Source organism: Falsiroseomonas sp. HC035, from assembly GCF_050563525.1.
In the GTDB taxonomy this organism is placed as follows: Bacteria; Pseudomonadota; Alphaproteobacteria; order Acetobacterales; family Acetobacteraceae; genus Falsiroseomonas.
This window is the reverse complement of sequence record NZ_JBNXUN010000002.1, coordinates 524,539-544,423: the sequence shown is the minus strand read 5'-3', so window position 1 is coordinate 544,423 and position 19,885 is coordinate 524,539. Positions and strand designations below refer to the sequence as shown.

Below are 19,885 nucleotides of genomic sequence, written 5' to 3'. Positions count from 1 at the left end.
ATGACCGCCAGCCTCGGCCAACCGCCAACCCCGGCGGCCGCTCTCGCCCTTCCCACCGAACCGCCCGAGGTCCTGCCGGACCTGATCGCGGGATTGGTCGAAGCCGGTCGCCCGGTGCCCCGCGACGTGGCCCTTGGCCTGCTGCGCCGCCAACTGGGCCGCGTGCAGGGCCGGGTGCAGCGGGCCTTCGAGGCGCATGACCTTTCGGGCCTCGGCGCCGCGCGTTGGCTGGCTGCCCTGACGGACGGCATCGTCGCCGCCATCCACACCTACACCCTGGCCGCCACTTCCGAACCCGGCGCCGCGCCGGAGGCGCCCTTCGCGCTGATCGCGACCGGCGGCTACGGCCGCGGCGTGCTGGCGCCCTATTCGGATATCGACCTGCTGTTCCTGTCGGACCAGCCGCTCGGCCCGCAAGGGCGGCGTTCGGTGGAATTCCTGCTGTATCTGTTGTGGGACCTCGGCTTGAAGGTGGGCCATGCGACCCGCACGCTGTCCGAATGCATCGAGGATTCGCGCGCCGACGTCACCATCCAGACCGCGCTGATCGACGCCCGCTTCCTGGCCGGCGAACGCACAGTGTACGAGCGCTTCGAGCAGGCCTTCCTTGCCGCCCGCAAGGCCAGCGGGTTGGCCTCCTTCCTCGCCGCCAAGCGCGCCGAGCGCAGCACGCGCCACGCCCGCTACGGGGAAAGCCCGTTCCTGGTGGAGCCCCACGTCAAGGAAGGCCGCGGCGGGCTTCGTGACCTGCAGACGCTGTACTGGCTGGCGCGCCATGCCTTCGGCGTGCAGCGCATGCCAGAACTGGTTGGGCCGGACACGCCCGGCGGCGGGCTGCTGACGCCGCAGGAAGCGCGGGCCATCCGCCGCGCCTGGAACTTCCTGTGGACCGTGCGCTTCCACCTGCACTACGTGACCGGCCGCGCCGAGGAACGCCTGACCTTCGACCTGCAACCCGTCGTCGGCGCCCGCATGGGCTACACCCGGCACGGCGTGCAGGACGGCGTCGAGCGCTTCATGAAGCACCTGTTCCTGACGGCGCGGGACGTGGTCCGGCTGACGCGGCTGCTGGAGCCGGCGCTGGAACGCGCAGCACTCGGCCCGCCCGCCGTGGTGCCGGCGGGCGATGCCGCGCTGTCGCAGGCCGGCATGGCGCTGGCCGATGGCAAGGTGCTGTTCGCACCCGACCGCAACGTCGCCGCCGAGCCCGCCATCATGCTGCGCCTGGTGCGCGCCGCGCGCGACCGCAACCTTGAAATCCATCCGCTGGCGCATCGCGCGCTGATCCGCAACGCCCGCTACGCCGTGCAGCTGCGCGACGACGCGGCGGCCAATGCACTGTTCCTGGACCTGCTGACCGGCCGCGACCCGGCGCGCCAGATGCGCGTGCTGAACGAGGTGGGCTTCCTGTCCCGCTTCATGCCGGACTGGGCCCGCATCGTCGGCCTGATGCAGTTCGACACCTACCATGTCTTCACCGTCGAGGAGCATACGATCGAGGCGGTCGGCGTGCTCGCCGCGTTGGAACGCGGCGAACTGGGCGAGATCGCGCCGGTCGCCTCGGAGCTGATCGGCCAGATCCAATCGCGCCGCGCCCTGTATGTGGCCGTGCTGCTGCATGACATCGCCAAGGGCCGCGGCGGCGACCATTCGGAACTCGGCGCCCAGGTGGCGCAGGAAATCTGCCCGCGCCTCGGCCTGTCGCCGGAGGAGACGGAAACCGTCTCCTGGCTGGTGCTGAACCACCTGCTGATCAGCCAGACCGCCTTCAAGCGCGACATCGACGACCCGAAGACCATCCTGGACATTGCCGAGACGGTTCAGTCACCTGAACGCCTGAAGTTGCTGCTGGTCCTGACGGTGTCCGACATGCGGGCGGTCGGCCCGAAAGTGTGGAACGGCTGGAAGGCGACGCTGCTGCGCGAATTGTACTGGCGCGTCGCGGAAGTGCTGGCCGGCGGGCTCTCGGTGCCGGAACGCGACACCCGCGTGGCCCGCGCGCGGGCCGCCGCCGCGGCGCTGCTGACGCACCAGACCAAGGCCGAGACCGACCTGTTCCTCGGCCTGGGCTATCCCGGCTACTGGCTGTCCTTCGACCCGGAAACACACGCCCGCCACGCCGAGATGATCCGCGAGGCCGAGGCCAACGACGCACCGCTGACCGTCCGAAGCCGCGTCATCGAGGCGCGCTCCGTCACCGAGGTGACGGTCTACTGTTCCGACCATCCCGGCCTGTTCAGCCGCATCGCCGGCGCACTGGCGGTGGCCGGCGCCTCCATCGTCGATGCCCGCATCCACACCATGACCAACGGCATGGCGCTGGACACCTTCTGGGTGCAGGACGCCGCCGGCGGCGCCTTCGATGCGCCGCACCGCCTGGCGCGCCTGGCCGTGCTGGTGGAACAATCGCTGTCTGGCCGACTGCGGCTGGAGGCCGAGATCGCCAAGGTGCGGCGCGAGCCGGCGCGGCTGCGCGCCGTCACCATCCCGCCGCGCGTCGTGCTGGACAACCACGCCTCCAACACCCACACCGTGATCGAGGTGAACGGCCGTGACCGGCCCGGCCTGCTGCACGACGTGACGACCGCGATCAGCGGCCAGGGGCTGCAGATCGCCAGCGCGCACATCACCACCTATGGCGTGCGGGCGGTGGACGTCTTCTACGTGAAGGACGTGTTCGGCCTGAAGGTGGAGAACGAGCGCAAGCTCTCCGCCCTGCGCAGCGCGCTGCTGGTGGCGCTCGGCGCGCCGGAGATCCCGCCGGACGGCGCCATCCGCGCGGTGTGAGGACGGGCTGCCTGAAGCGGCGGGCCTGAACGATTCATGCATCGGTTCGGGGCGAGGATGGCGGACACAGCCGCCAGGAACCGCATCCGATGACCCGCTCCGCCGCCCTTTTCCTTCCGCTGTCCGTCCTGCTGCTGCTCGGCGCCTGCGCCCAGGCCAGGGTCGGTGCCTTGCCGGCGGCCTCCACTACCGCCGCCCCGGCGCTGCCCCTGCCGCGTCCCGTGCAGGTGGTGGTGGAGCCATTCCGGCTTGATCCCGCCATGGTCACGCTGGATGCGGCACCGCTGCTACGGGTCCGCCGGATGGTCGATGGCAACGACGCCGCCGCACGCCAGGCCTCGGCGGCGGAAGCGGTGGCGGGCTTCCAGACGGCGCTGGTTGCGGCCCTGCGCGAGCGTGGTTTCGCGGCGGTTCCGTCCGGACATGAAAGCCCGGCCATGCCCCGCCTGGTCGTGCGTGGCGATTTCTCGGCGCTCGAGGAAGGCAACCGCGCCCGCCGCGCCGTCGTCGGCTTCGGCCTCGGTGCCAGTCGCGTCGCCGGCCGGGCGCGGCTGGATTGGCAGGATGGGGTGGACTCGCAGAGCGTGGATGGCTTCGCCCTGGATGCGGATAGTGGCCGCCTGCCCGGCGGGCTCATCGGCGTCGGCGGCGGGGCGCGCGCCGTCGCCGTCGGCGTGGCGCTGCGCGGGGCGCTCAGCGAGACGCGTGGCCCGCAGGAAATTGGCACGCTGGCCGAGGGCGCGGCGGCGCGCATCACCGCCTTTGCCGAGGCCCAGGGCTGGACCACCGTCAGCCTTGCACCCCGCGGACGGCGTGCTCCGGACCGGCCTCGGTCAGTGATGTTGCCAGCTGACCTCCGTCAGTGATGTTTCCAGCTGACCTCCGTCAGTGATGTTTCCAGCTGACCTCCGTCAGCGCGGGCTCCGTCGGGTCGCAGCGCAGCCAGCTGCCGTTCGGCATGCTCTGGCCGGTCATCGCCAGGATGAAGCCCCAATGCGCCACCACCAGCGTGGTGGACCAATCCTCCAGCGCCGCCATCTCGCCACGGAACAGCGCGGCGCGGGCCATCACCTGGTCGGCAGGTTCCTCCACCGCCGGCCACCACACCTCCTCCATGTGCTGGAAATCCAGGTGCGGCCATTCGGCGCCGAGGGCCGTGCAAGGGCTGCCTATGTCGCAGCTGAAGGCGTAGCGTTCCCGCACCAGGGGGTTCACCAGCACCGGCACCCCCAGCCGCTGCGCCACCGGAGCCGCGGTCTGCAAGGCGCGGGTGTAGGGGGAGGCGATGATCCGCGTGATGCCCGCCGCCGCCAGCGCCGCCGCCGCTTCCTCCGCCTGCTGGTGGCCCAGCGGGGTCAGGCGCGGGTCGGCGATGCCGGGGTCGCGTCGCGTCGCGCTGAAATGCAGGTTGAACTCGCTCTGGCCGTGGCGCAGCAGGATCATGGTCGGGCGAACTCCTGGAGGATTTGCGAGCAGGACGGCAATCTTCCGCCACGTCGCAGCGTTGCATCTGGATGCGCAGCTTCGGGCTGCAATCGGCAGTGCAGCGGGATGCAGGCGTTGCGGGGGGACGGGCGCCGCCTTAAGTGAGTGACTGATGAGGAGTTGGCAATGTCGGGCGGCTTTCCTGTCGATCTGATCCTGTTCGCGATGGTGGCGGCCTTCCTGGTGCTGCGCCTGCGGAGCGTGCTCGGCCGCCGCACCGGCTTCGAACGTCCGCCACGGGACGCCGCGGCGCCGCCGCTCGACCCGCGCGCCCGGCGCCCGGCCGCGGAAGGCGACATCCCGGAACTGCCGCCGGCCGTGGCCTCCGCCAGCACCACCCGCCACGTGGTGCCGGACCCACGCACGCCGGTCGGCCAGGCCCTGGTCCGCATCAAGGGCGTCGACCCGAGCTTCGAGCCGCATGGGTTTCTGGATGGCGCCGAGGGCGCCTTCCGCATGGTGGTGGACGCCTTCGCCCGCGGCGACCGTGAGACGCTGCGCGCGCTGCTGGCCGACGAGACCTATGGCGGCTTCGAGGGCGCCATCACCGCTCGCGAGCAGGCCGGCGAGACGCAGCGCAGCGAAGTGCGCGCCATGCAGGAGGCCGGGATCGAGGCCGCCGACTTGCGTGGCACCGTGGCCGACATCACCGTCCGCTTCGTCAGCGACCAGATCAACCTGACCACTGCCGCCGACGGCAGCGTCTCGGCCGGGGCCGAGGCGGTGACCGAACTGACGGACATCTGGACCTTCCAGCGCGACCTGCGCAGCGGCGACCCGACCTGGCGCCTGGTCGCGACCCGCAGCGCCTGACCGGGCACCTTACCGGGCGCCCGATCCGGGCGCTGCTTCTCGCCGGCGCCCTAGCACTGGCGGGTTGCGCGGAGCAGGCGGCGCTGCCGCGCCCGGTGCCCTTCGCCGAAGTGCCTGGCTGGCGGTCCGACCGCGTGGCGGAGGCCATTCCGGCCTTCCTGAGCAGTTGCGCGGTGCTGGCCCGCCTGCCCCCTGACCGCAGCCTCGGCGGCGCCGGGCCGCTCGCCCGCAGCGCGGGTGACTTTGCCGGCCGCTGCGCCGAGGCCGCGGCGCTACCAGCGGGCGATGAGGCCGCCGCCCGTACCTTCCTGGAACGCCGCTTCACCGCCTGGCAGGTCGGCAAAGATGTGCTGACCGGCTACTACGAGCCGGAACTGCGCGGCAGCCCGACCCGCACCGACACCTTCGCCACCCCCCTGCACGCCCGGCCGCCGGACCTGGTGGAGGTCGATCTTGGCCAGTTCGCCGCTGATCTGCGTGGCCGCCGGACCTCCGGCGTGGTGCGGGAAGGCCGTCTGCATCCCTTTGCCGACCGCGCCGCCATCGTCCGCGGAGCGTTGGACGGGCGGGGCCTGGAGTTGGCCTGGGTGGATGACCCGGCGGACGCCTTTTTCCTGCAGATCCAGGGCTCCGGCCGGGTTCGCATGGCGGATGGCAGCGTGCTGCGCCTCGGCTATGCCGCGCAGAACGGCCACCCCTATTTCGCTGTGGGTCGCGCCCTGGTGGAGAGTGGCGCGCTGACGCGGGAGACGGTTTCCATGCAGTCCATCCGTGCCTGGCTCGCTGACGCCGCGCCGTCCGAGGCCGCGGCGCTGATGAACCGCAACCCGAGCTACGTCTTCTTCCGGCCCCTGTTGGACCTCCCGCCGGATGCAGGGCCGCTTGGCGCCCTGGGCGCGCCCCTGACGCCGCAGCGCTCCGTCGCGGTGGACCGCACGCAGACGCCGCTGGGCGCCCCTGTGTGGGTCGCGGGCGCCATGCCGCGCCTGGCCGTGGCGCAGGATACCGGCGGCGCCATCCGCGGCGCCGCACGAGCCGATTTGTTCACCGGCTGGGGCGACACCGCCGCAGAACAGGCCGGGCGGATGCGGGACCGCGCGGCGTTGTTCGTGCTGGTGCCCAACTAACCACCCGGATCAGCCGCCCGAACGGACGATCCGCACCAGCTGCGCCACGTGGTCCGGCGGTGTCACCTTCTCGATCCCATGGCCCAGGTTGAACACGAAGGGCCGGCCGCGCATCGCCGCCAGGATCTGCCGCGCCTCCAGCTCCAGCGCCGCGCCGCCGGCGATCAGCACCAGCGGGTCCAGATTGCCTTGCAGCCCGACATTCGGCGGAACTACGCCGGCGGCGAATTTCGGGTCCATCGACGTGTCCATCGCCACGGTGTCGACGCCTGTGCGCTGGGTGTATTCGCCGATCAGCGGCCCGGCCAGGCGCGGGAAGCCGATGACGGGGATGTGCGGGTATTGCCGCTTCAGGCTGCGCACGATGATCGTGGTCGGCTCGATCACCCAGCGGCGGAACTGGCTCGGCGGCAGCAGGCCGGCCCAGCTGTCGAACAGCATCAGCGCCTCGGCCCCGGCCTCCGCCTGCGCCAGAAGGTATTCGGTCGTGGCCTCCACCAGCGTGCGGATCAGCTTGCCGAACAGGGCCGGGTCGCCGAACGCCATGCTGCGCGTGGTCGCGAAATCCCGGCTGCCATGGCCTTCCACCATGTAGCAGGCGACGGTGAAGGGGCTGCCGGCGAAGCCGATCAGCGCGGTCTTCGGGTGCTGCGCATCCACCGCGGCGCGCACCAGCCGCACCGTCTCCAGGATCGGGGCCACACGCGCCCGCACCGCGCCCAGTTCCAGGGCATTCACCGCCGCTGCGTCGCGCAGGGGCTCCAGCATCGGGCCCTCGCCTTCGGCGAAGCGCAGCGGCTGGCCGAGCGCCCAGGGCACCATCAAGATGTCGGAGAACAGGATGGCACCATCCATGCCGTAGCGGCGGATCGGCTGCAGCGTCACCTCCGCCGCCAGTTCCGGCGTGGTGCACAGCTTGATGAAGCCGCCGGCGGTGGCGCGGATCTCGCGGTATTCCGGCAGGTAGCGGCCGGCCTGGCGCATCAGCCACATCGGCGGCGGCCACACCGCCTCACCGCCCAGGGCCCGGAGCAGGGGTTTTTGTTCACTCTTGGCCGTCAAGGTTGCCGCGCCTGCTGGCTCTGCCGTCAAACCCGCCTCCCCCGATCCCATCCAGGGCTTCGCCCCTGGCGCCCTTGCCTACGGCACCACCGTCGAAACGCCAATCACCCATAATAGAGAAAGAATCTGAATGGAGGAGGAGGTTGTAGGGCCCTGTGGGCACTGTGGATCAAGCCGGCGCGGATTCCATCCACAGACCTGTCCCGGCCGGACTCGCGCTTCAGACCGCTGATGCGAAACGCGAATCCGGATTATCCCCACGGCGCGGCGGGAGCCCCTGGATTCCACCCCGTGTGCCGCGCGGCCGGGGGTTGTCCCCGCTGTCGGCGCCGCGCCGTCCGGCGGGGTGATTCCATCCCCAGGACTCCCCTGATTCTGGAACCCTGTCGGCGCGCCCTTCCTTGCGGTAAGCCTGGGCCCACCCGCAGGAAGCGGGACCCCCGGAGGCAGGCGCACCGACATGCCGAACCGCACCATCAACCTGCACCTGGTGTCCGACAGCACAGGTGAGACGCTGAATTCCATCGCGCGCGCCACGCTGTCCCGCTTCGAGGACCCGCATGTCATCCACCACCGCTGGTCGCTGATCCGCTCCCGCCTTCAGCTCGACCGGGTGCTGGAGGGGATCGAGCACGAGCCCGGCCCGGTGCTGTTCACCCTGGTCGACCGCAGCCTGCGGCTGGCGCTGGAGGAGCATTGCGCGAGGCTGAACATCGAGCACATGTCGCCGCTCGAGCCGGTGATGGAGATGCTGCAGCAGGCGATCGGTGCCCAGGCGCGGGAAAAGCGCGGCGCGCAGCACGTGATGGATGCGGATTACTTCCGCCGGATCGACGCCATGCACTATGTGCTGGCGCATGATGACGGCCAGGGCACGGCCGGCATCGCGGAGGCCGATGTCTGCATCGTCGGCGTCTCCCGCTCCTCGAAGACGCCGACCTGCTTCTATTTGGCCAATCGCGGCATCAAGGCTGCCAACGTGCCGCTGGTGCCGGGGGCGGCGCTGCCGATGGAGCTGGAGGCCGCGCCCTGCCCGGTGATCGGCCTGCATATCGAGGTGTCCGCACTGATCGAGATCCGCCGGCACCGGCTGAAGCTGATCGGCGCGCATGGCGTCCATAGCGACGTCACCGACTACGTGGACCATGAGGCGGTGAAGGCGGAGATCCAGGCGGCGCGGCGGCTGTGCACCCGCTATGGCTGGCCGGTGATCGACGTGACGCGGCGGTCCATCGAGGAAACGGCGGCTACCGTGCTGCAACTGATGGAAGCCTGGCACGCCCGGCGCGGCGCGCGCGCGGCGGAGCCTCCGGCGGTGCAGGACCCCGCCTCCGCCGTGCTGGCCGGCGGGGCCGGGCCTGCCTGATGCGGCAATCGCCGGTCCCGGCGCTGATCCTCGCCTCCGCCTCCCCGGCCCGGCGCGCGGTTCTGGAGGCAGCCGGGCTGCGCTTCGAGGCGCGGGCCGCGGCGGTGGACGAGGCGGCGATCAAGGAAGGCGCCCAGGCGGAGGGCATTCCGCCCGCCGAGGCCGCGCTGATGCTGGCCGAGGCCAAGGCCATGCGCATCGCCCGTGGCGCGCCGGGGGCCCTGGTGATCGGCTGCGACCAGCTTCTGGTGGCCCCGGACGATCAGGGCGCGCCGCGCTGGTTCGACAAGCCGCCGGACCTGGCCGCCGCCCGCGCCCAGCTTCTGGCGCTGCGCGGCCGGCGGCATGAGCTGGTGACGGCGACGGTCGCCTGGCGCGGCGGCGAGCGTATCTGGCAGGACGTGACCACCCCGCGCCTGACGATGCGCGACTTTTCCGACGCGTTCCTGGATGCCTATCTGGCGGCGGAGGGCGAGGCGCTGCTGGCGTCGGTCGGCGCCTATCGGCTGGAAGGCCCCGGCGTGCAGCTGATGGCGAAGATCGAGGGCGAGCACAGCGCCATCCTCGGCCTGCCGCTGCTGCCGCTGCTGCGTTTCCTGCGCCAGCACGGGGTGCTGGAGAGTTAATCCACCGGCAGGAAGATGAAGACCACCGCCGCCACCAGGCAGCCCATGGCGGCGAAGTAGGTCCAGCGCAGTTGCTCGCCCAGGAACATCACGCTGAACACGGCGAAGACCGCCAGCGTGATCACCTCCTGCATCACCTTCAACTGCTGGCCGGTGAAGGTGCCGTAGCCGATGCGGTTGGCTGGCACGGCGAAGCAGTATTCGAAGAAGGCGATGCCCCAGCTCAGCAGGATGGCGAGCCACAGCGGCCAGGAGGGCTGCTTCAGGTGCCCGTACCAGGCGAAGGTCATCAGCACGTTCGAGAACACCAGCAGCAGTGGCGTCAGGAAATAGGGAGTCATGGGACGTTCGCGGTATGAGCCGCGGCGGCCGTTCGGGCGCTCGGCCCCTCGGGCCGCAGGTCGGAGCCTGATGAACCGGACATCACGCTGGCAGTTCCTTCGCAGTGGGCGCGGCAGGGTCTGGCGGCGGCGGCAGGCGCTTCAGCAGGAACAGCATGATCGCCATGGCGGGCAGTGCGGCCAGCGTGGTCAGCCCGAAGAACCACGACCAGCCCAGCCCCTCCGCCAGCCAGCCCGATCCTGCGCCGAGCGTGCGCAACGGCACGGCGGCCAGCGATGACAGCAGCGCGTATTGCGTGGCGGTGAAGGTCCGGCTGGTCAGCGCCGACAGGTAGGTGACGAAGGCGGCATCGGCCAGGCCATCGGTGAAGTTCTCAACCCCCACCTGCAGCCACAGCATCGGCGGCGAATAGCCGGCATGGGCCAGCGCCACGTACATCAGGTTGGACAGCATCTGCAGCACGCCGGTCACCACCAACGCCCGCGCGGTGCCGAGTTTCGCCACCACCCAGCCGCCAGCCAACGCGCCGGCGAGCGTCATGAACAGCCCGAACACGCTGCCGACCGCCGCGACCTCGAGCCGGGAGAAGCCGAGTTCCCGGTAGAACGGCGCCGTCATGATCCCGGCCAGCGCCTCCCCCAGCTTGAACAGCGCGACGAAGGCGAGGATCGCGACCCAGTACCGGCGCCGCGTGAAATCGACGAAGGGGTCCACCACCGCCAGCTTCAGGCGCGCGCCCCAGGGCAGCACCACCACCGGCGGTGCCTCCGGCTCCGGCCCTAGCAGCACGGCGGTGAAGCCGATGCCGACCAGGGCCGCGCAATAGGCGAAGGCGGCGGTCCAGCCGGCGAATTCCGCGATCGCCAGCGCCCCGGCATTGGCCGCCAGCAGCGCCGCCCGGTAGCCCCAGATGTAGCAGGCCAGTCCATAGCCCTGGTTGGATTCCTCCAGCACCTCGATCCGGTAGGCATCCACCACCACGTCCTGGCTGGCCGACAGGAAGGCGACCAGCACGGCGACCATCACCGTGACCTCCGCCGCCGTCGCCGGATCCGTGAAGCCGAGCGCCAGGATGGCGGCCGCCAGCACGGGCTGGATGGTGGCGAGCCAGCCCCGGCGCCGGCCGAGCCAGCGGAACAGCGGCGGCGCCGCCTGGTCCAGCACCGGCGCCCAGAGGAACTTGAAGGCGTAGGCCAGCCCGATCAGCGCCGTCAGCCCGATGGCCGTCAGGGAAACGCCGGATTCGGAAAACCACTGGCGCAGCGTGAAGGCCGTCAGCGGCAGCGGCACGCCGGCGGAAAAGCCCAGCGCCAGCAGCACCACGAATCGCCGGTCCCGGAACAGCGCTGCCAAGCGGGTGTCCTTAGTTGCTCCACCCGTGCTTACCCGCGCGCCCCCGGCAACGGAAGCCGCCTGATATCATCCCACCGGCAGCCATCATTCACCGAGCGCCTCGGTGAGGGCCAGCCTCGCCGCCCGCTGCCGGCCGAGCAGCCGGGCCGGCGTCACCAGCCGCAGCCCCGGGGCTGCCACCCGCAGCAGCAGCGTCGTGCCCGGGACCAGGCCGAGTGTGCGGCGCAACGGACCGGGCAGGGTCAGGCGCCCCTTCCAATCCAGGGTTGGGCTGCGGGCTGCCACCGCGGCGGCAGGCTGGACGCAGACCTCGCCATCCTCCACCGAAACCGACAGCGGCATGGCCGGAACAAGGCCCGTGGCGGCCCGCAGCGCGGGCGTCAGCAGCACCCGGCCGCGGGAATCGAGCAGCAATCTGTGGGCGCGCATGCACAGCATCCGAACGTTGCGAATTCGGAGTGTGGGGCGCAACCACGCTCAATGCAAAAGGAGCCGCGTGGCAGGCATGGGTGGCGCGTGAAGATCACATGCCCGCGCGCCCGAAACCCTTTTGGAGGCGGCACGGGCCGGGTGTAGCCTCGCCTACGAGGCCCTGAGGCGTCCCCCCGCCCGAGGTCGCTCCCCTGCGGCGCGCCGCGCACCGCCTTCCGGACCTCCTCCGGCGGCGCGCCGCAGGTCCCACTTCAGCCCAGCAGCAGGCAGGCCATGCCGGTGAAGCGCAGCGTGGCGCCATCGAGCATCAGGGCGCCGCCGAAGTGAACGGACTCGCCCTCCGGCCCCAGGAAGCGGACAGCACCTTCCGCATCCAGGTGCAGGGACAGGCGGGGATCGTCCAGGTCCAGTGCAGCGAGCAGGCGTACCAGACCGATCCCCGGCAGGACCAGCCGGTCCCGGCCCGGACGCCCGGCCAGGATCACGTCGCCATCGGCGGGAGACCAGCAGGCCGGCGCCCTGATGCGGTCCAGCGCGGCGGCGGCTGCCAGCGTGCCCAACGGCCGGATCAGGACCGGCGCGGGCCGGCCCCAGGCGGAGGACAGGTCCGGCCAAGCCCGGCCGGACACCAGCCGGCTTCGTGAAAAGGGTTTGCCGCTGTGCCGGGCCATCGCAACCTCCTGTGCCGATGCAACAGGATAGGTTGCGGGCTGTAGGCTCGGCAGGCGGGCCGTGCCGATGGAAGTCATAGGTCCGCCCTTGGCCAGCCCATGCGAGAAGGGGCGGCGCCGCTGCCGGCACCGCCCCTGTCTTCCGTGGCGCGACAGATCAGAAGTTGATCTTGATGCGCTCCACGTCGAAGAACTTCATCGTCTCGCCGCCGATGGTGATCTCCCCGCTGAAGGGCACCTGCGCGCCCGACTGGTCGGTGAAGCTCATCGTCCCGTCGGAGGCCAGCAGCATCTGCAGGTTCGGGTTGTAGAGCTGCACGGCGTTCTGGAAGGTCTCCAGGTTCACGCCATGCAGGAACAGCGTGTCCTGGCCGTTGCCGCCGTGGAACTCGTCGTTGCCGTCGCCGGGCGACCAGATGAAGCTGTCGTTGCCCTCGCCGCCAAAGGCCTTGTCGGCCGCACCGTCGCGGTAGCCGCCATCCATCGCGTCGTCGCCGGCCTCGCCATGCAGCTCGTCCGAGCCCCCGCGGCCCTGGATGGTGTCGTTGCCATCACCGCCGAATACCTTGTCGTTGCCTGCCCCGGCATTGACGAAGTCGTTGCCCGAGCCGGCATGGATCTCGTCATCGCCCCTGCCGGTCGAGATGAGGTCGTTGCCGCCACCGGCGAAGACCTTGTCCATGCCGTCACCGCCGGTGATGGTGTCGGCGCCCTCCGTGCCCCGGCGTTCGGTGTAGTTGCCGCCCACCACCTTCGCCAGGTCTTCGCCGTCGATCGCCCTGGGTGTGCTGCTCATCGAAGCCTCCTTCTGTTGCGTGTCCCGATGACCGAAGGCTACGCGACAATGACCGAAGGCGAAACGTTTGGCGTGCCTTTCGAGCTGATAGGCGATGCCGTTGTCATGGCTCGGACATGAAAACAGCGGCGCTGGGATGGCGCCGCTGGTTCATGGTCGATGGGCTCCTGAGAAGCGGACGGCTTACGCCGCCTCGCTCTCCGACCGGCGCGCATGCTTCTTGCGCTCGTGCGGGTCCAGGTAGCGCTTGCGCAGGCGGATGGCGGCGGGGGTGACTTCCACCAGCTCGTCATCCTCGATGTAGGCGATCGCCTGCTCCAGGCTCATCCGGCGCGGCGGCACCAGCAGCAGCGCCTCGTCCTTGCCGGCGGCGCGGATGTTGGTGAGCTTCTTTTCCTTGATCGGGTTCACGTCGAGGTCGTTGTCCCGCGAATGCTCGCCGAGGATCAGGCCGACATAGACCTTCACGCCCGGATCGACGAACAGCGTGCCACGCTCCTGCAGCGAGAACAGCGAATACTGGATCGCCTCGCCATCGGAGTTCGAGATCAGGGAGCCGTTGCGGCGCCCCTCGATCGGCCCGGCCCACGGCTCATAACCCGCAAAGATGCGGTTCATGATGCCGGTGCCGCGCGTGTCGGTCAGGAATTCGCCGTGGTAGCCGATCAGGCCGCGCGACGGGATGTGGAAGGTCAGGCGCTGCTTGCCGCCGCCCGACGGCCGCATGTCCTGCATCTGGCCCTTCCGCAGGGACAGCTTCTGCACGACGACGCCTGAGTATTCCTCGTCCACGTCGACCAGGCATTCCTCGAACGGCTCTTCCTTCTCGCCGGTCTCCGGATTTTCCCGCGTCAGCACGCGCGGGCGGCCGATGGTCAGCTCGAAGCCCTCGCGGCGCATCTGCTCGATCAGCACGCCGAGCTGCAATTCGCCGCGGCCGGCGACCTCGAAGGCGTCGACTTCCTCGGACACCTTCACGGTGATGGCGACGTTGCCCTCGGCCTCCTTCATCAGGCGGTCGCGGATCTGGCGCGATGTGACCTTCTTGCCCTCGCGGCCGCCGAGCGGGCCGTCATTGATGCGGAAGGTCATGGCGAGCGTCGGCGGATCGACCGGAATGGCCGGCAGCGGCTCGGCGACCGACGGGTCGCAGATGGTGTCCGGGATCGTGCCGTTGCCCAGGCCCGCGATCGCGATGATGTCGCCGGCATAGGCGGTGTCGACCACCACGCGGTCCAGGCCGCTGAAGGTCATCAGCTTGGTCAGGCGGCCGGTCTCCACCACGGAGCCGTCGCGGCGCAGCACCTTCACCGGCATGTTGAGCCGGGCGGTGCCCTGCTCGATGCGGCCGGTCAGGATGCGGCCGAGGAAGTTGTCGGCCTCCAGGATCGCCGCGTTCATCGCGAAGGGCAGGCTGGGGTCGAGGCCGGGCGCCGGCACATGCTTCAGGATCAGGTCGAACAGCGCGGACAGGTCCTTCTTCGGGCCGTCCATCGTCTCGTCGGCCCAGCCCTGGCGGCCGGAGGCGAACAGCATCGGGAAGTCGAGCTGGTTGTCATCCGCGCCCAGCGCCGCGAACAGGTCGAACATCTCGTTGTGGACTTCGTCCGGGCGCGCGTCCTGGCGGTCCACCTTGTTGACGACGACCATCGGGCGGATGCCGCGGGCGAGCGCCTTGGTCAGCACGAACTTGGTCTGCGGCAGCACGCCCTCGGCGGCGTCCACCAGCACCACGGCGCCATCGACCATGGAGAGGATGCGCTCGACCTCGCCGCCGAAATCGGCGTGGCCGGGGGTATCGACGATGTTGATCTTCACGCCCTTCCATTCTACCGCGGTGGACTTGGCGAGGATGGTGATGCCGCGTTCACGCTCCAGGTCGTTGCGGTCCATCGCCCGCTCGGCGACCTGCTGGTTGGCGCGAAAGGCGCCGGCCTGCTTCAGGAGGTTGTCGACAAGCGTGGTCTTGCCGTGGTCGACGTGGGCGATGATCGCGACGTTGCGAAGTTCCATGGGGTAATCCGGATCCGGGCAAAGAGTTTAGCGAAGGATCCCAACAGAGACCTTCGCGCCGACCCCCGCCGCCCCGGGAATGACCGTGAGGTCATCCAGGCACTTCGCTGGGCCATTGGCATTGATGCGGCGCACACATAAGGGTGCGGACGCCAAAAAGCGAGCAAGAACCGCATGACCGGCCCCGTCATGCGGCAGGAGGCAGCCCTGCCGGCACGGCAGGGCTCCGTCCGAGGGAGCTCAGCGCAGGCTGGGCGCGGGCATCGGCCCTGGCGTGAACATCGGCGCCGGCGCCGGCCCGATCACGCGCGGCGCGCCGCCGCCCATGGTTTCGCCGGGATCCACCGGTGCCGTGCCGCCAGCGCCCATGTCGTCCGTCTTGGAGCGCGGCATGTCGGACGCCATCGGCGCCGGCTGCCGCAGCCGGTCCATCGCCTGATCGATGTGGCGATACGCTGCGGCGCGATCACGCCGGTCCACCGCCTGGCGTGCCGCCGAGATCTCCCCGACTGCGCCACCCTGTGCAGGCTCGCCGGCACGGGTGGCGATGACGGAGCGGGTCAGGACGCGGGTTTCGGCCTGCTCCAGGTATTCCCGCGCCCGGCCGGCATTGCTGGCCGCCACGGCTTCCCGTGCCAGGCGCAGGAGCGATTCGGCTCCGTCGCGGTCGGCGCTGTAGGCCGGCTGCGCCTGGGCCTCCCGTGGCAGCAGGGCGGGGCTGGCCAGCACCGGCAGGGCGGCGGCCAGCAACAGGGCGTGGCGTAGGCGCATGGCGGGTCCTCCGGTTCAAGCCCCCTCAACGCCCTGCACCCGCCATGGTTTCAGGAACGTGGCGTCAGGCGGCGACCAGCGCCTTCAGGTCGGCCTGGGGGCGGGCGCCGAAATGGCTGATCGCCTCCGCCGCGGCGACGGAGCCCCAGCGGCCGCATTCCGCCATCGGCTTGCCCTGCGCCAGGGCTGCCAGGAAGCCCGCGGCATAGGCGTCGCCGGCGCCGGTGGTGTCCACCACCTGCGTCGGCACCGCGGCCACGGGCCAGGATTCGCCGCCGGCCACCACCAGGCTGCCCTTTTCGGACCGCGTGATGGCGGACAGCGCGACCTCGGTCCGGACCTGCGCCACGGCCGCGTCGAAATCCTCGGTCTCGTACAGCGACAGCAGCTCGGCCTCGTTGGCGAACAGGATGTCGGCCTCGCCCTGGACGAAGGCGCGAAAGGCGGCGCGGTGGCGGCCGACGCAAAACGGGTCGGACAGCGTCAGCGCCACCTTGCGCCCGGCAGCGTGGGCCGCCTTCGCCGCCTTGTAGAACGCGGCCTGGGCAGCGGGCGGGTCGAACAGGTAGCCCTCCAGGTAGGTGACGGCTGCGCTGGCAACCTCCGCCTCGTCCACGTCGTCCGGCCCGAAGGTGACGCAGGCGCCAAGGAAGGTGTTCATGGTGCGCTGGCCGTCCGGCGTCACCAGGATCAGGCAGCGCGCCGTGGGGGCGCCGCCTTCCAGCGGTGCGGTCGGGAAGCGCACGCCGGCGGCGCGGATGTCGTGCGCGAAGACCCGGCCCAGCTCATCCGCCGCGACCTTGCCGAGGAAGCCGACACGGGCGCCGAGGGCTGCCGCCACCGCGCAGGTATTGGCGCCCGATCCGCCGCTGCCCTCGATGCCCGGGCCCATGGCGGCGTAGATGCGTTCCGCCGACGCCGTGTCGATCAGCGCCATGCCGCCCTTGGCCATGCCCTGCGCGGCCAGGAAGCCGTCCTCGGCGCGGGCCAGCACGTCCACGATGGCATTGCCGATGCCGAGGAGATCGAGGCTGGAGCCAGATGGGGAGCCAGATGGGGAGGAAGTCATGCGATGCGGGCCTTGCTGCGTTTCGGCGCGGAAAGTGCCGGAAGGACGTCAGCACCGCTACCCCATCTGACGGTTGGGCGAGCCTGCTTGGCCGGCACCCTTGGCCGGCCCATCTGCCGGCACATGCTGAATGCCCTGCTGCTGGCCCTGCGCCAGATCCCCGACCCGGCCTTCCGCCGGCCCCTGCTGCTCGGTGCGCTCGGGGCGCTGCTGGGGCTGGTCGGGCTGGCGCTGCTGTCCGGCTGGGCGCTCGGCGCCGTGGCCGGCGGCGAGGGGTGGTTCGCCACCGCCGCCGCGGCGGCCGGCGCCGTGCTGGTCGTGGTGGCCGCCTACTGGCTGTTCATCCCGCTGCTGCTGGCGGTGTCCGGCATCTTCCTGGACGGCGTGGCGGAAGCGGTGGAGCGGCGCCACTACCCGACCCTGCCACCTCCCAGCGGCGCCAGCACCGTGACCCAGGCCTGGAGTGCCGCGATCCTGGCGGCGAAGATGGTCGGGCTGACGCTGATCCTGCTGCCGCTGTCGCTATTGCTGCCGATCATCGGCGTGCTCGGGCTTTGGGCCGTGGCGGCGATCGGGCTGGGCGAGGGGCTGTTCGAAGGTGTCGCCCTGCGCCGCATGGGCCGCGACGCGGCGGAAGCGCTGCGCCAGCGCCGCCGTGGCGAGATCTGGACTCTGGGCGGCGCGCTTGCGCTGCTGGCGGCGGTGCCGGTGCTGAACCTGCTGGTGCCGGTGCTTGGCACGGCGGCGATGACGCACCTGCTGAATCGCCCCAGAAGGGCCGGTTGAACACCGGTCCCGGAACCTTCCGCCCTGCATTTCCTGACCTTTGGGAAAGCCCGATTCAGCGAAACGCATCCCGTGCGCCGTTGTCCCCTCGCCCACGCATGTGTTAGCCGATGCAGCCGGACGGGGCGCCACGCCGCCCGCCATGCGTTGCAGGGGCGCATGGACCGTTGCAGGGGGCTTTGAAGGGGGACGATGATGAATGTCTTCGGCCGTCGCCGCGAAGAACGACCCGACGCGCCCAACGCGGAACCTCAGCCCGATCCTCGCCACGAGCCCGGCTCGGACGCCAGATCCGTCATCGTGCCCACCAGCCGCGACCCCGATCCCGGCGCCACCTTTCTCCGACCCACCAGGGATGCCTCCACCATGAGCCTCGCCCCGAAGCCGCCAACGCCGACCATGCCGACGCCGCCCGCCGGCACCGCCATCCCGCCGCGGCCGCCCCAGATGGGGGGCCAGATGGGCGGTCCCATGGGCAACCCGATGGGCAACCCCCAGGGCCCGATGCCCGGCGCGCCGACCATGCCGACGCCGCGCCCCGCTGCGCCGGAGCGTCGCACCCTGGTCGTCGGCCGCGGCATCAGCCTGCAGGGCACGGTGGCCGATGCCGAGCGCCTGGTGGTGGAAGGCACGGTCGAGAGCCAGATGATCCAGGCGACGGAGCTCTCCATCAGCCAGACAGGCGTCTTCAAGGGCGAGGTCCAGGTGGAGGACGCCGAGATCGCCGGCACCTTCGACGGCACCCTGACCGCGCGTGGCCAGCTTGTCATCCGCGGCACCGGCCGCGTCATCGGCGTCGCGCGCTGCCGCCGCCTGATGGTCGAGGATGGCGGCCAGATCTCGGGCAAGATGGAGATGCTGGGCGACGCCCAGGTCGCCCCTGGCCCGGCGCCGCGCGCCTACGCCGAGGGCTGATGCGGCCGCGCGGCGCCCGGCACCCTGCCGGCGCCGCCTGCTGCACCACCGCATGCGCTTCCGCGCCCTCCTGCTGCCGCTGAGCCTGCTGGCCGCCTGCGCGACGCAGGACCCGGCTGATCCGGCGCTTCTGCTGCAGGAGGCGCTGGCCTCACACCAGGCCAGCCTGTCCGGCATCTCGCCGCACCCCGCGGCGGCGGGTGGAGAGGGTTCGGCGGCGCGACCTGCGGCGGCGGGACATCCGCCCGTCGCACAGTTGGGCGGCAGCCTGCCCGCCATGGCCGGCCAGGTTGTCGGCCACGGCCCCGCCGCCGTGACGTCCTGGTTCGGCGAACCGCGGCTGCGGCGGGAGGAAGGCAGTGCCGAGATCTGGCACTACCAGGCGGAGCAATGCCACCTGGACCTGGTGTTATACCGCGACGAGGCACCCGGCGGCGGCCTGCGAGTCGCCTTCGCGGCGGCCCGTGCCGTCGGCACGGCGCGGCGTGGCGAGACCGCCTGCCTGCGGGACATCGCCCGCGGCGGCGCGCCCGCCACCTAAAGATACCGCCCGCGTTCCAGGATCTCCCGCGTGTAGTCGCGGTAGCTCATGCCCAGCTCCTCGGCCCGCGCCAGGCGGCGCAGCACGATCTCCCGGCCCGGATTTTTCCAGGCGGCCTTGTGGGCGCGGCGCCAACAATGCAGCCGCCAGCCTTCCTCCGGGTCCGGGTTTTCCAGCGGCGGGCCGCCATTGTGGCCGGGCGGGGCGCTCATGCCGCACCGGGAGCATCGGGTGCCGAGGGCCGGCGTCGTGGGAAGGACATGCAGCCTCCGCGGTCAATCCACGGAAACTATGATAGACAGAAATCCATCATGCAAGACGAAGCCGAAGCGCCCGATGCCGCCGCCGCCCGTCTCGCCGCACGCCTGCGGGCGGAACGGGAGGCGCGCGGCTGGACCATCGCCGAGCTGGCCGAACGCTCCGGCGTCTCCCGTGCCATGATCTCCAAGGTGGAACGCGCGGAGGCCAGCCCCACCGCCGCCCTGCTCGGCCGCCTGTCCGGCCCCTTCGGCCTCACCCTTTCGGCGCTGCTGGCCCGCGCCGAGGCGGCGCCCGGTGGTGGCGTCGTCGCGCGGCGTGCCGACCAGGCGCTGTGGCGCGACCCCGGCTCCGGTTATCTGCGGCGCATGGTCTCGCCGCCTGGCGCGGAGCCGGAGGTGGTGCGGGTGGAACTGCCGCCGGCGGCGCGGGTGCCCTACCCGGCAGCCTCCTACGCGCTGCTGCGCGGGCAGTGCATCTGGCTGCTGGAGGGGGCGCTGCGGTTCCATGAGGGCGCGGTGACGCATGACCTGGCACCGGGCGACTGCCTTGCGCTCGGCCCTCCCGCGGATTGCCTGTACGAAAACCCCTCCGCGACGCAGGCCTGCCACTACCTGGTGGTGGTGGCGCGGCGCTGAGTTGGCGGCCAGGATGGGCGGGATGGTGTATTCT

Annotated in this window: 21 protein-coding genes; 10 read left to right on the top strand and 11 right to left on the bottom strand. The window is 71.1% G+C overall.

The window, feature by feature from the left end:
• On the top strand, nucleotides 1-2,787 hold the full coding sequence (locus ACLF3G_RS07060; protein ID WP_430668639.1) for a [protein-PII] uridylyltransferase: 2,787 nt from the start codon (nucleotides 1-3) through the stop codon (nucleotides 2,785-2,787).
• 89 nt (nucleotides 2,788-2,876) lie between these two features.
• Nucleotides 2,877-3,653, top strand: coding sequence for a DUF4410 domain-containing protein (locus tag ACLF3G_RS07055; protein ID WP_430668638.1), 777 nt, complete (start codon nucleotides 2,877-2,879; stop codon nucleotides 3,651-3,653).
• A 19-nt stretch (nucleotides 3,654-3,672) separates the two neighbouring features.
• Here the strand turns inward: ACLF3G_RS07055 and ACLF3G_RS07050 are convergent, their stop codons facing one another.
• Nucleotides 3,673-4,230, bottom strand: coding sequence for a histidine phosphatase family protein (locus ACLF3G_RS07050; protein WP_430668637.1), 558 nt, complete (start codon nucleotides 4,228-4,230; stop codon nucleotides 3,673-3,675).
• A gap of 168 nt (nucleotides 4,231-4,398) precedes the next feature.
• Between ACLF3G_RS07050 and ACLF3G_RS07045 the strand changes: the two genes are divergently transcribed.
• Entirely contained in the window at nucleotides 4,399-5,085 is a 687-nt protein-coding gene (locus tag ACLF3G_RS07045; protein ID WP_430668636.1) for a Tim44/TimA family putative adaptor protein, read from the top strand.
• A 95-nt stretch (nucleotides 5,086-5,180) separates the two neighbouring features.
• A complete protein-coding gene (mltA, locus tag ACLF3G_RS07040; RefSeq protein ID WP_430668635.1) occupies nucleotides 5,181-6,212 on the top strand; it encodes a murein transglycosylase A in 1,032 nt (343 codons plus the stop codon).
• 9 nt (nucleotides 6,213-6,221) lie between these two features.
• Here the strand turns inward: mltA and hemE are convergent, their stop codons facing one another.
• Nucleotides 6,222-7,274 (bottom strand): uroporphyrinogen decarboxylase, encoded by a 1,053-nt coding sequence (gene hemE / locus ACLF3G_RS07035; protein WP_430668634.1) that lies wholly within the window; start codon nucleotides 7,272-7,274, stop codon nucleotides 6,222-6,224.
• 460 nt (nucleotides 7,275-7,734) lie between these two features.
• Between hemE and ACLF3G_RS07030 the strand changes: the two genes are divergently transcribed.
• Both ACLF3G_RS07030 and ACLF3G_RS07025 read left to right on the top strand, forming a co-directional pair.
• Complete coding sequence (locus ACLF3G_RS07030) at nucleotides 7,735-8,640, top strand: pyruvate, water dikinase regulatory protein (RefSeq protein ID WP_430668633.1); 906 nt, start codon at nucleotides 7,735-7,737, stop codon at nucleotides 8,638-8,640.
• Entirely contained in the window at nucleotides 8,640-9,266 is a 627-nt protein-coding gene (locus tag ACLF3G_RS07025; RefSeq protein WP_430668632.1) for a Maf family protein, read from the top strand. The genes ACLF3G_RS07030 and ACLF3G_RS07025 overlap by 1 nt, the downstream gene beginning before the upstream one ends.
• Here ACLF3G_RS07025 and ACLF3G_RS07020 read toward each other — a convergent pair.
• The 8 genes from ACLF3G_RS07020 to ACLF3G_RS06985 all read right to left on the bottom strand — a co-directional run bounded on the left by ACLF3G_RS07020 (nucleotide 9,263) and on the right by ACLF3G_RS06985 (nucleotide 16,713).
• On the bottom strand, nucleotides 9,263-9,607 hold the full coding sequence (locus tag ACLF3G_RS07020) for a DMT family protein (RefSeq protein WP_430668631.1): 345 nt from the start codon (nucleotides 9,605-9,607) through the stop codon (nucleotides 9,263-9,265). The genes ACLF3G_RS07025 and ACLF3G_RS07020 overlap by 4 nt on opposite strands.
• 82 nt (nucleotides 9,608-9,689) lie before the next feature.
• Nucleotides 9,690-10,961, bottom strand: coding sequence for an AmpG family muropeptide MFS transporter (locus ACLF3G_RS07015; protein WP_430668630.1), 1,272 nt, complete (start codon nucleotides 10,959-10,961; stop codon nucleotides 9,690-9,692).
• Nucleotides 10,962-11,045: 84 nt separating this feature from the next.
• Nucleotides 11,046-11,375 (bottom strand): AbrB/MazE/SpoVT family DNA-binding domain-containing protein, encoded by a 330-nt coding sequence (locus ACLF3G_RS07010; RefSeq protein ID WP_430668629.1) that lies wholly within the window; start codon nucleotides 11,373-11,375, stop codon nucleotides 11,046-11,048.
• Between the two features lie 269 nt (nucleotides 11,376-11,644).
• Entirely contained in the window at nucleotides 11,645-12,064 is a 420-nt protein-coding gene (locus tag ACLF3G_RS07005) for a hypothetical protein (RefSeq protein WP_430668628.1), read from the bottom strand.
• A gap of 157 nt (nucleotides 12,065-12,221) precedes the next feature.
• On the bottom strand, nucleotides 12,222-12,860 hold the full coding sequence (locus ACLF3G_RS07000) for a calcium-binding protein (protein ID WP_430668627.1): 639 nt from the start codon (nucleotides 12,858-12,860) through the stop codon (nucleotides 12,222-12,224).
• A gap of 183 nt (nucleotides 12,861-13,043) precedes the next feature.
• Nucleotides 13,044-14,873, bottom strand: a complete 1,830-nt coding sequence (gene typA, locus ACLF3G_RS06995) for a translational GTPase TypA (RefSeq protein WP_430668626.1) — start codon at nucleotides 14,871-14,873, stop codon at nucleotides 13,044-13,046.
• Nucleotides 14,874-15,113: 240 nt separating this feature from the next.
• Nucleotides 15,114-15,644, bottom strand: a complete 531-nt coding sequence (locus tag ACLF3G_RS06990) for a hypothetical protein (RefSeq protein WP_430668625.1) — start codon at nucleotides 15,642-15,644, stop codon at nucleotides 15,114-15,116.
• 64 nt (nucleotides 15,645-15,708) lie between these two features.
• Nucleotides 15,709-16,713: an adenosine kinase gene (locus tag ACLF3G_RS06985; RefSeq protein WP_430668624.1), complete on the bottom strand. Its 1,005-nt coding sequence runs from the start codon at nucleotides 16,711-16,713 to the stop codon at nucleotides 15,709-15,711.
• Between the two features lie 123 nt (nucleotides 16,714-16,836).
• Between ACLF3G_RS06985 and ACLF3G_RS06980 the strand changes: the two genes are divergently transcribed.
• The 3 genes from ACLF3G_RS06980 to ACLF3G_RS06970 all read left to right on the top strand — a co-directional run bounded on the left by ACLF3G_RS06980 (nucleotide 16,837) and on the right by ACLF3G_RS06970 (nucleotide 18,955).
• Nucleotides 16,837-17,499, top strand: a complete 663-nt coding sequence (locus ACLF3G_RS06980; protein WP_430668623.1) for an EI24 domain-containing protein — start codon at nucleotides 16,837-16,839, stop codon at nucleotides 17,497-17,499.
• A 366-nt stretch (nucleotides 17,500-17,865) separates the two neighbouring features.
• Nucleotides 17,866-18,414: a bactofilin family protein gene (locus tag ACLF3G_RS06975; protein ID WP_430668622.1), complete on the top strand. Its 549-nt coding sequence runs from the start codon at nucleotides 17,866-17,868 to the stop codon at nucleotides 18,412-18,414.
• A 52-nt stretch (nucleotides 18,415-18,466) separates the two neighbouring features.
• Nucleotides 18,467-18,955 carry a hypothetical protein gene (locus ACLF3G_RS06970; RefSeq protein WP_430668621.1) on the top strand — a complete coding sequence of 163 codons (489 nt, stop codon included), beginning with the start codon at nucleotides 18,467-18,469 and terminating at the stop codon, nucleotides 18,953-18,955.
• Here the strand turns inward: ACLF3G_RS06970 and ACLF3G_RS06965 are convergent.
• Nucleotides 18,952-19,167: a hypothetical protein gene (locus ACLF3G_RS06965; RefSeq protein ID WP_430668620.1), complete on the bottom strand. Its 216-nt coding sequence runs from the start codon at nucleotides 19,165-19,167 to the stop codon at nucleotides 18,952-18,954. The two genes, ACLF3G_RS06970 and ACLF3G_RS06965, sit on opposite strands and share 4 nt — an antisense overlap.
• Before the next feature lie 99 nt (nucleotides 19,168-19,266).
• Here ACLF3G_RS06965 and ACLF3G_RS06960 point away from each other — a divergent pair, with 99 nt between their 5' ends.
• Nucleotides 19,267-19,851: a helix-turn-helix domain-containing protein gene (locus ACLF3G_RS06960; protein WP_430668619.1), complete on the top strand. Its 585-nt coding sequence runs from the start codon at nucleotides 19,267-19,269 to the stop codon at nucleotides 19,849-19,851.
• Nucleotides 19,852-19,885 lie beyond the last annotated feature (34 nt).

Coding starts and splice junctions, on each gene's coding strand:
- ACLF3G_RS07060 (WP_430668639.1), top strand. CDS start 1: ATGACCGCCAGCCTCGGCCAACCGCCAACCCCGGCGGCCGCTCTCGCC.
- ACLF3G_RS07055 (WP_430668638.1), top strand. CDS start 2,877: ATGACCCGCTCCGCCGCCCTTTTCCTTCCGCTGTCCGTCCTGCTGCTG.
- ACLF3G_RS07050 (WP_430668637.1), bottom strand. CDS start 4,230: ATGATCCTGCTGCGCCACGGCCAGAGCGAGTTCAACCTGCATTTCAGC.
- ACLF3G_RS07045 (WP_430668636.1), top strand. CDS start 4,399: ATGTCGGGCGGCTTTCCTGTCGATCTGATCCTGTTCGCGATGGTGGCG.
- ACLF3G_RS07030 (WP_430668633.1), top strand. CDS start 7,735: ATGCCGAACCGCACCATCAACCTGCACCTGGTGTCCGACAGCACAGGT.
- ACLF3G_RS07025 (WP_430668632.1), top strand. CDS start 8,640: ATGCGGCAATCGCCGGTCCCGGCGCTGATCCTCGCCTCCGCCTCCCCG.
- ACLF3G_RS07020 (WP_430668631.1), bottom strand. CDS start 9,607: ATGACTCCCTATTTCCTGACGCCACTGCTGCTGGTGTTCTCGAACGTG.
- ACLF3G_RS07005 (WP_430668628.1), bottom strand. CDS start 12,064: ATGGCCCGGCACAGCGGCAAACCCTTTTCACGAAGCCGGCTGGTGTCC.
- ACLF3G_RS07000 (WP_430668627.1), bottom strand. CDS start 12,860: ATGAGCAGCACACCCAGGGCGATCGACGGCGAAGACCTGGCGAAGGTG.
- typA (WP_430668626.1), bottom strand. CDS start 14,873: ATGGAACTTCGCAACGTCGCGATCATCGCCCACGTCGACCACGGCAAG.
- ACLF3G_RS06990 (WP_430668625.1), bottom strand. CDS start 15,644: ATGCGCCTACGCCACGCCCTGTTGCTGGCCGCCGCCCTGCCGGTGCTG.
- ACLF3G_RS06985 (WP_430668624.1), bottom strand. CDS start 16,713: ATGACTTCCTCCCCATCTGGCTCCCCATCTGGCTCCAGCCTCGATCTC.
- ACLF3G_RS06980 (WP_430668623.1), top strand. CDS start 16,837: ATGCTGAATGCCCTGCTGCTGGCCCTGCGCCAGATCCCCGACCCGGCC.
- ACLF3G_RS06975 (WP_430668622.1), top strand. CDS start 17,866: ATGAGCCTCGCCCCGAAGCCGCCAACGCCGACCATGCCGACGCCGCCC.
- ACLF3G_RS06970 (WP_430668621.1), top strand. CDS start 18,467: ATGCGCTTCCGCGCCCTCCTGCTGCCGCTGAGCCTGCTGGCCGCCTGC.
- ACLF3G_RS06965 (WP_430668620.1), bottom strand. CDS start 19,167: ATGAGCGCCCCGCCCGGCCACAATGGCGGCCCGCCGCTGGAAAACCCG.
- ACLF3G_RS06960 (WP_430668619.1), top strand. CDS start 19,267: ATGCAAGACGAAGCCGAAGCGCCCGATGCCGCCGCCGCCCGTCTCGCC.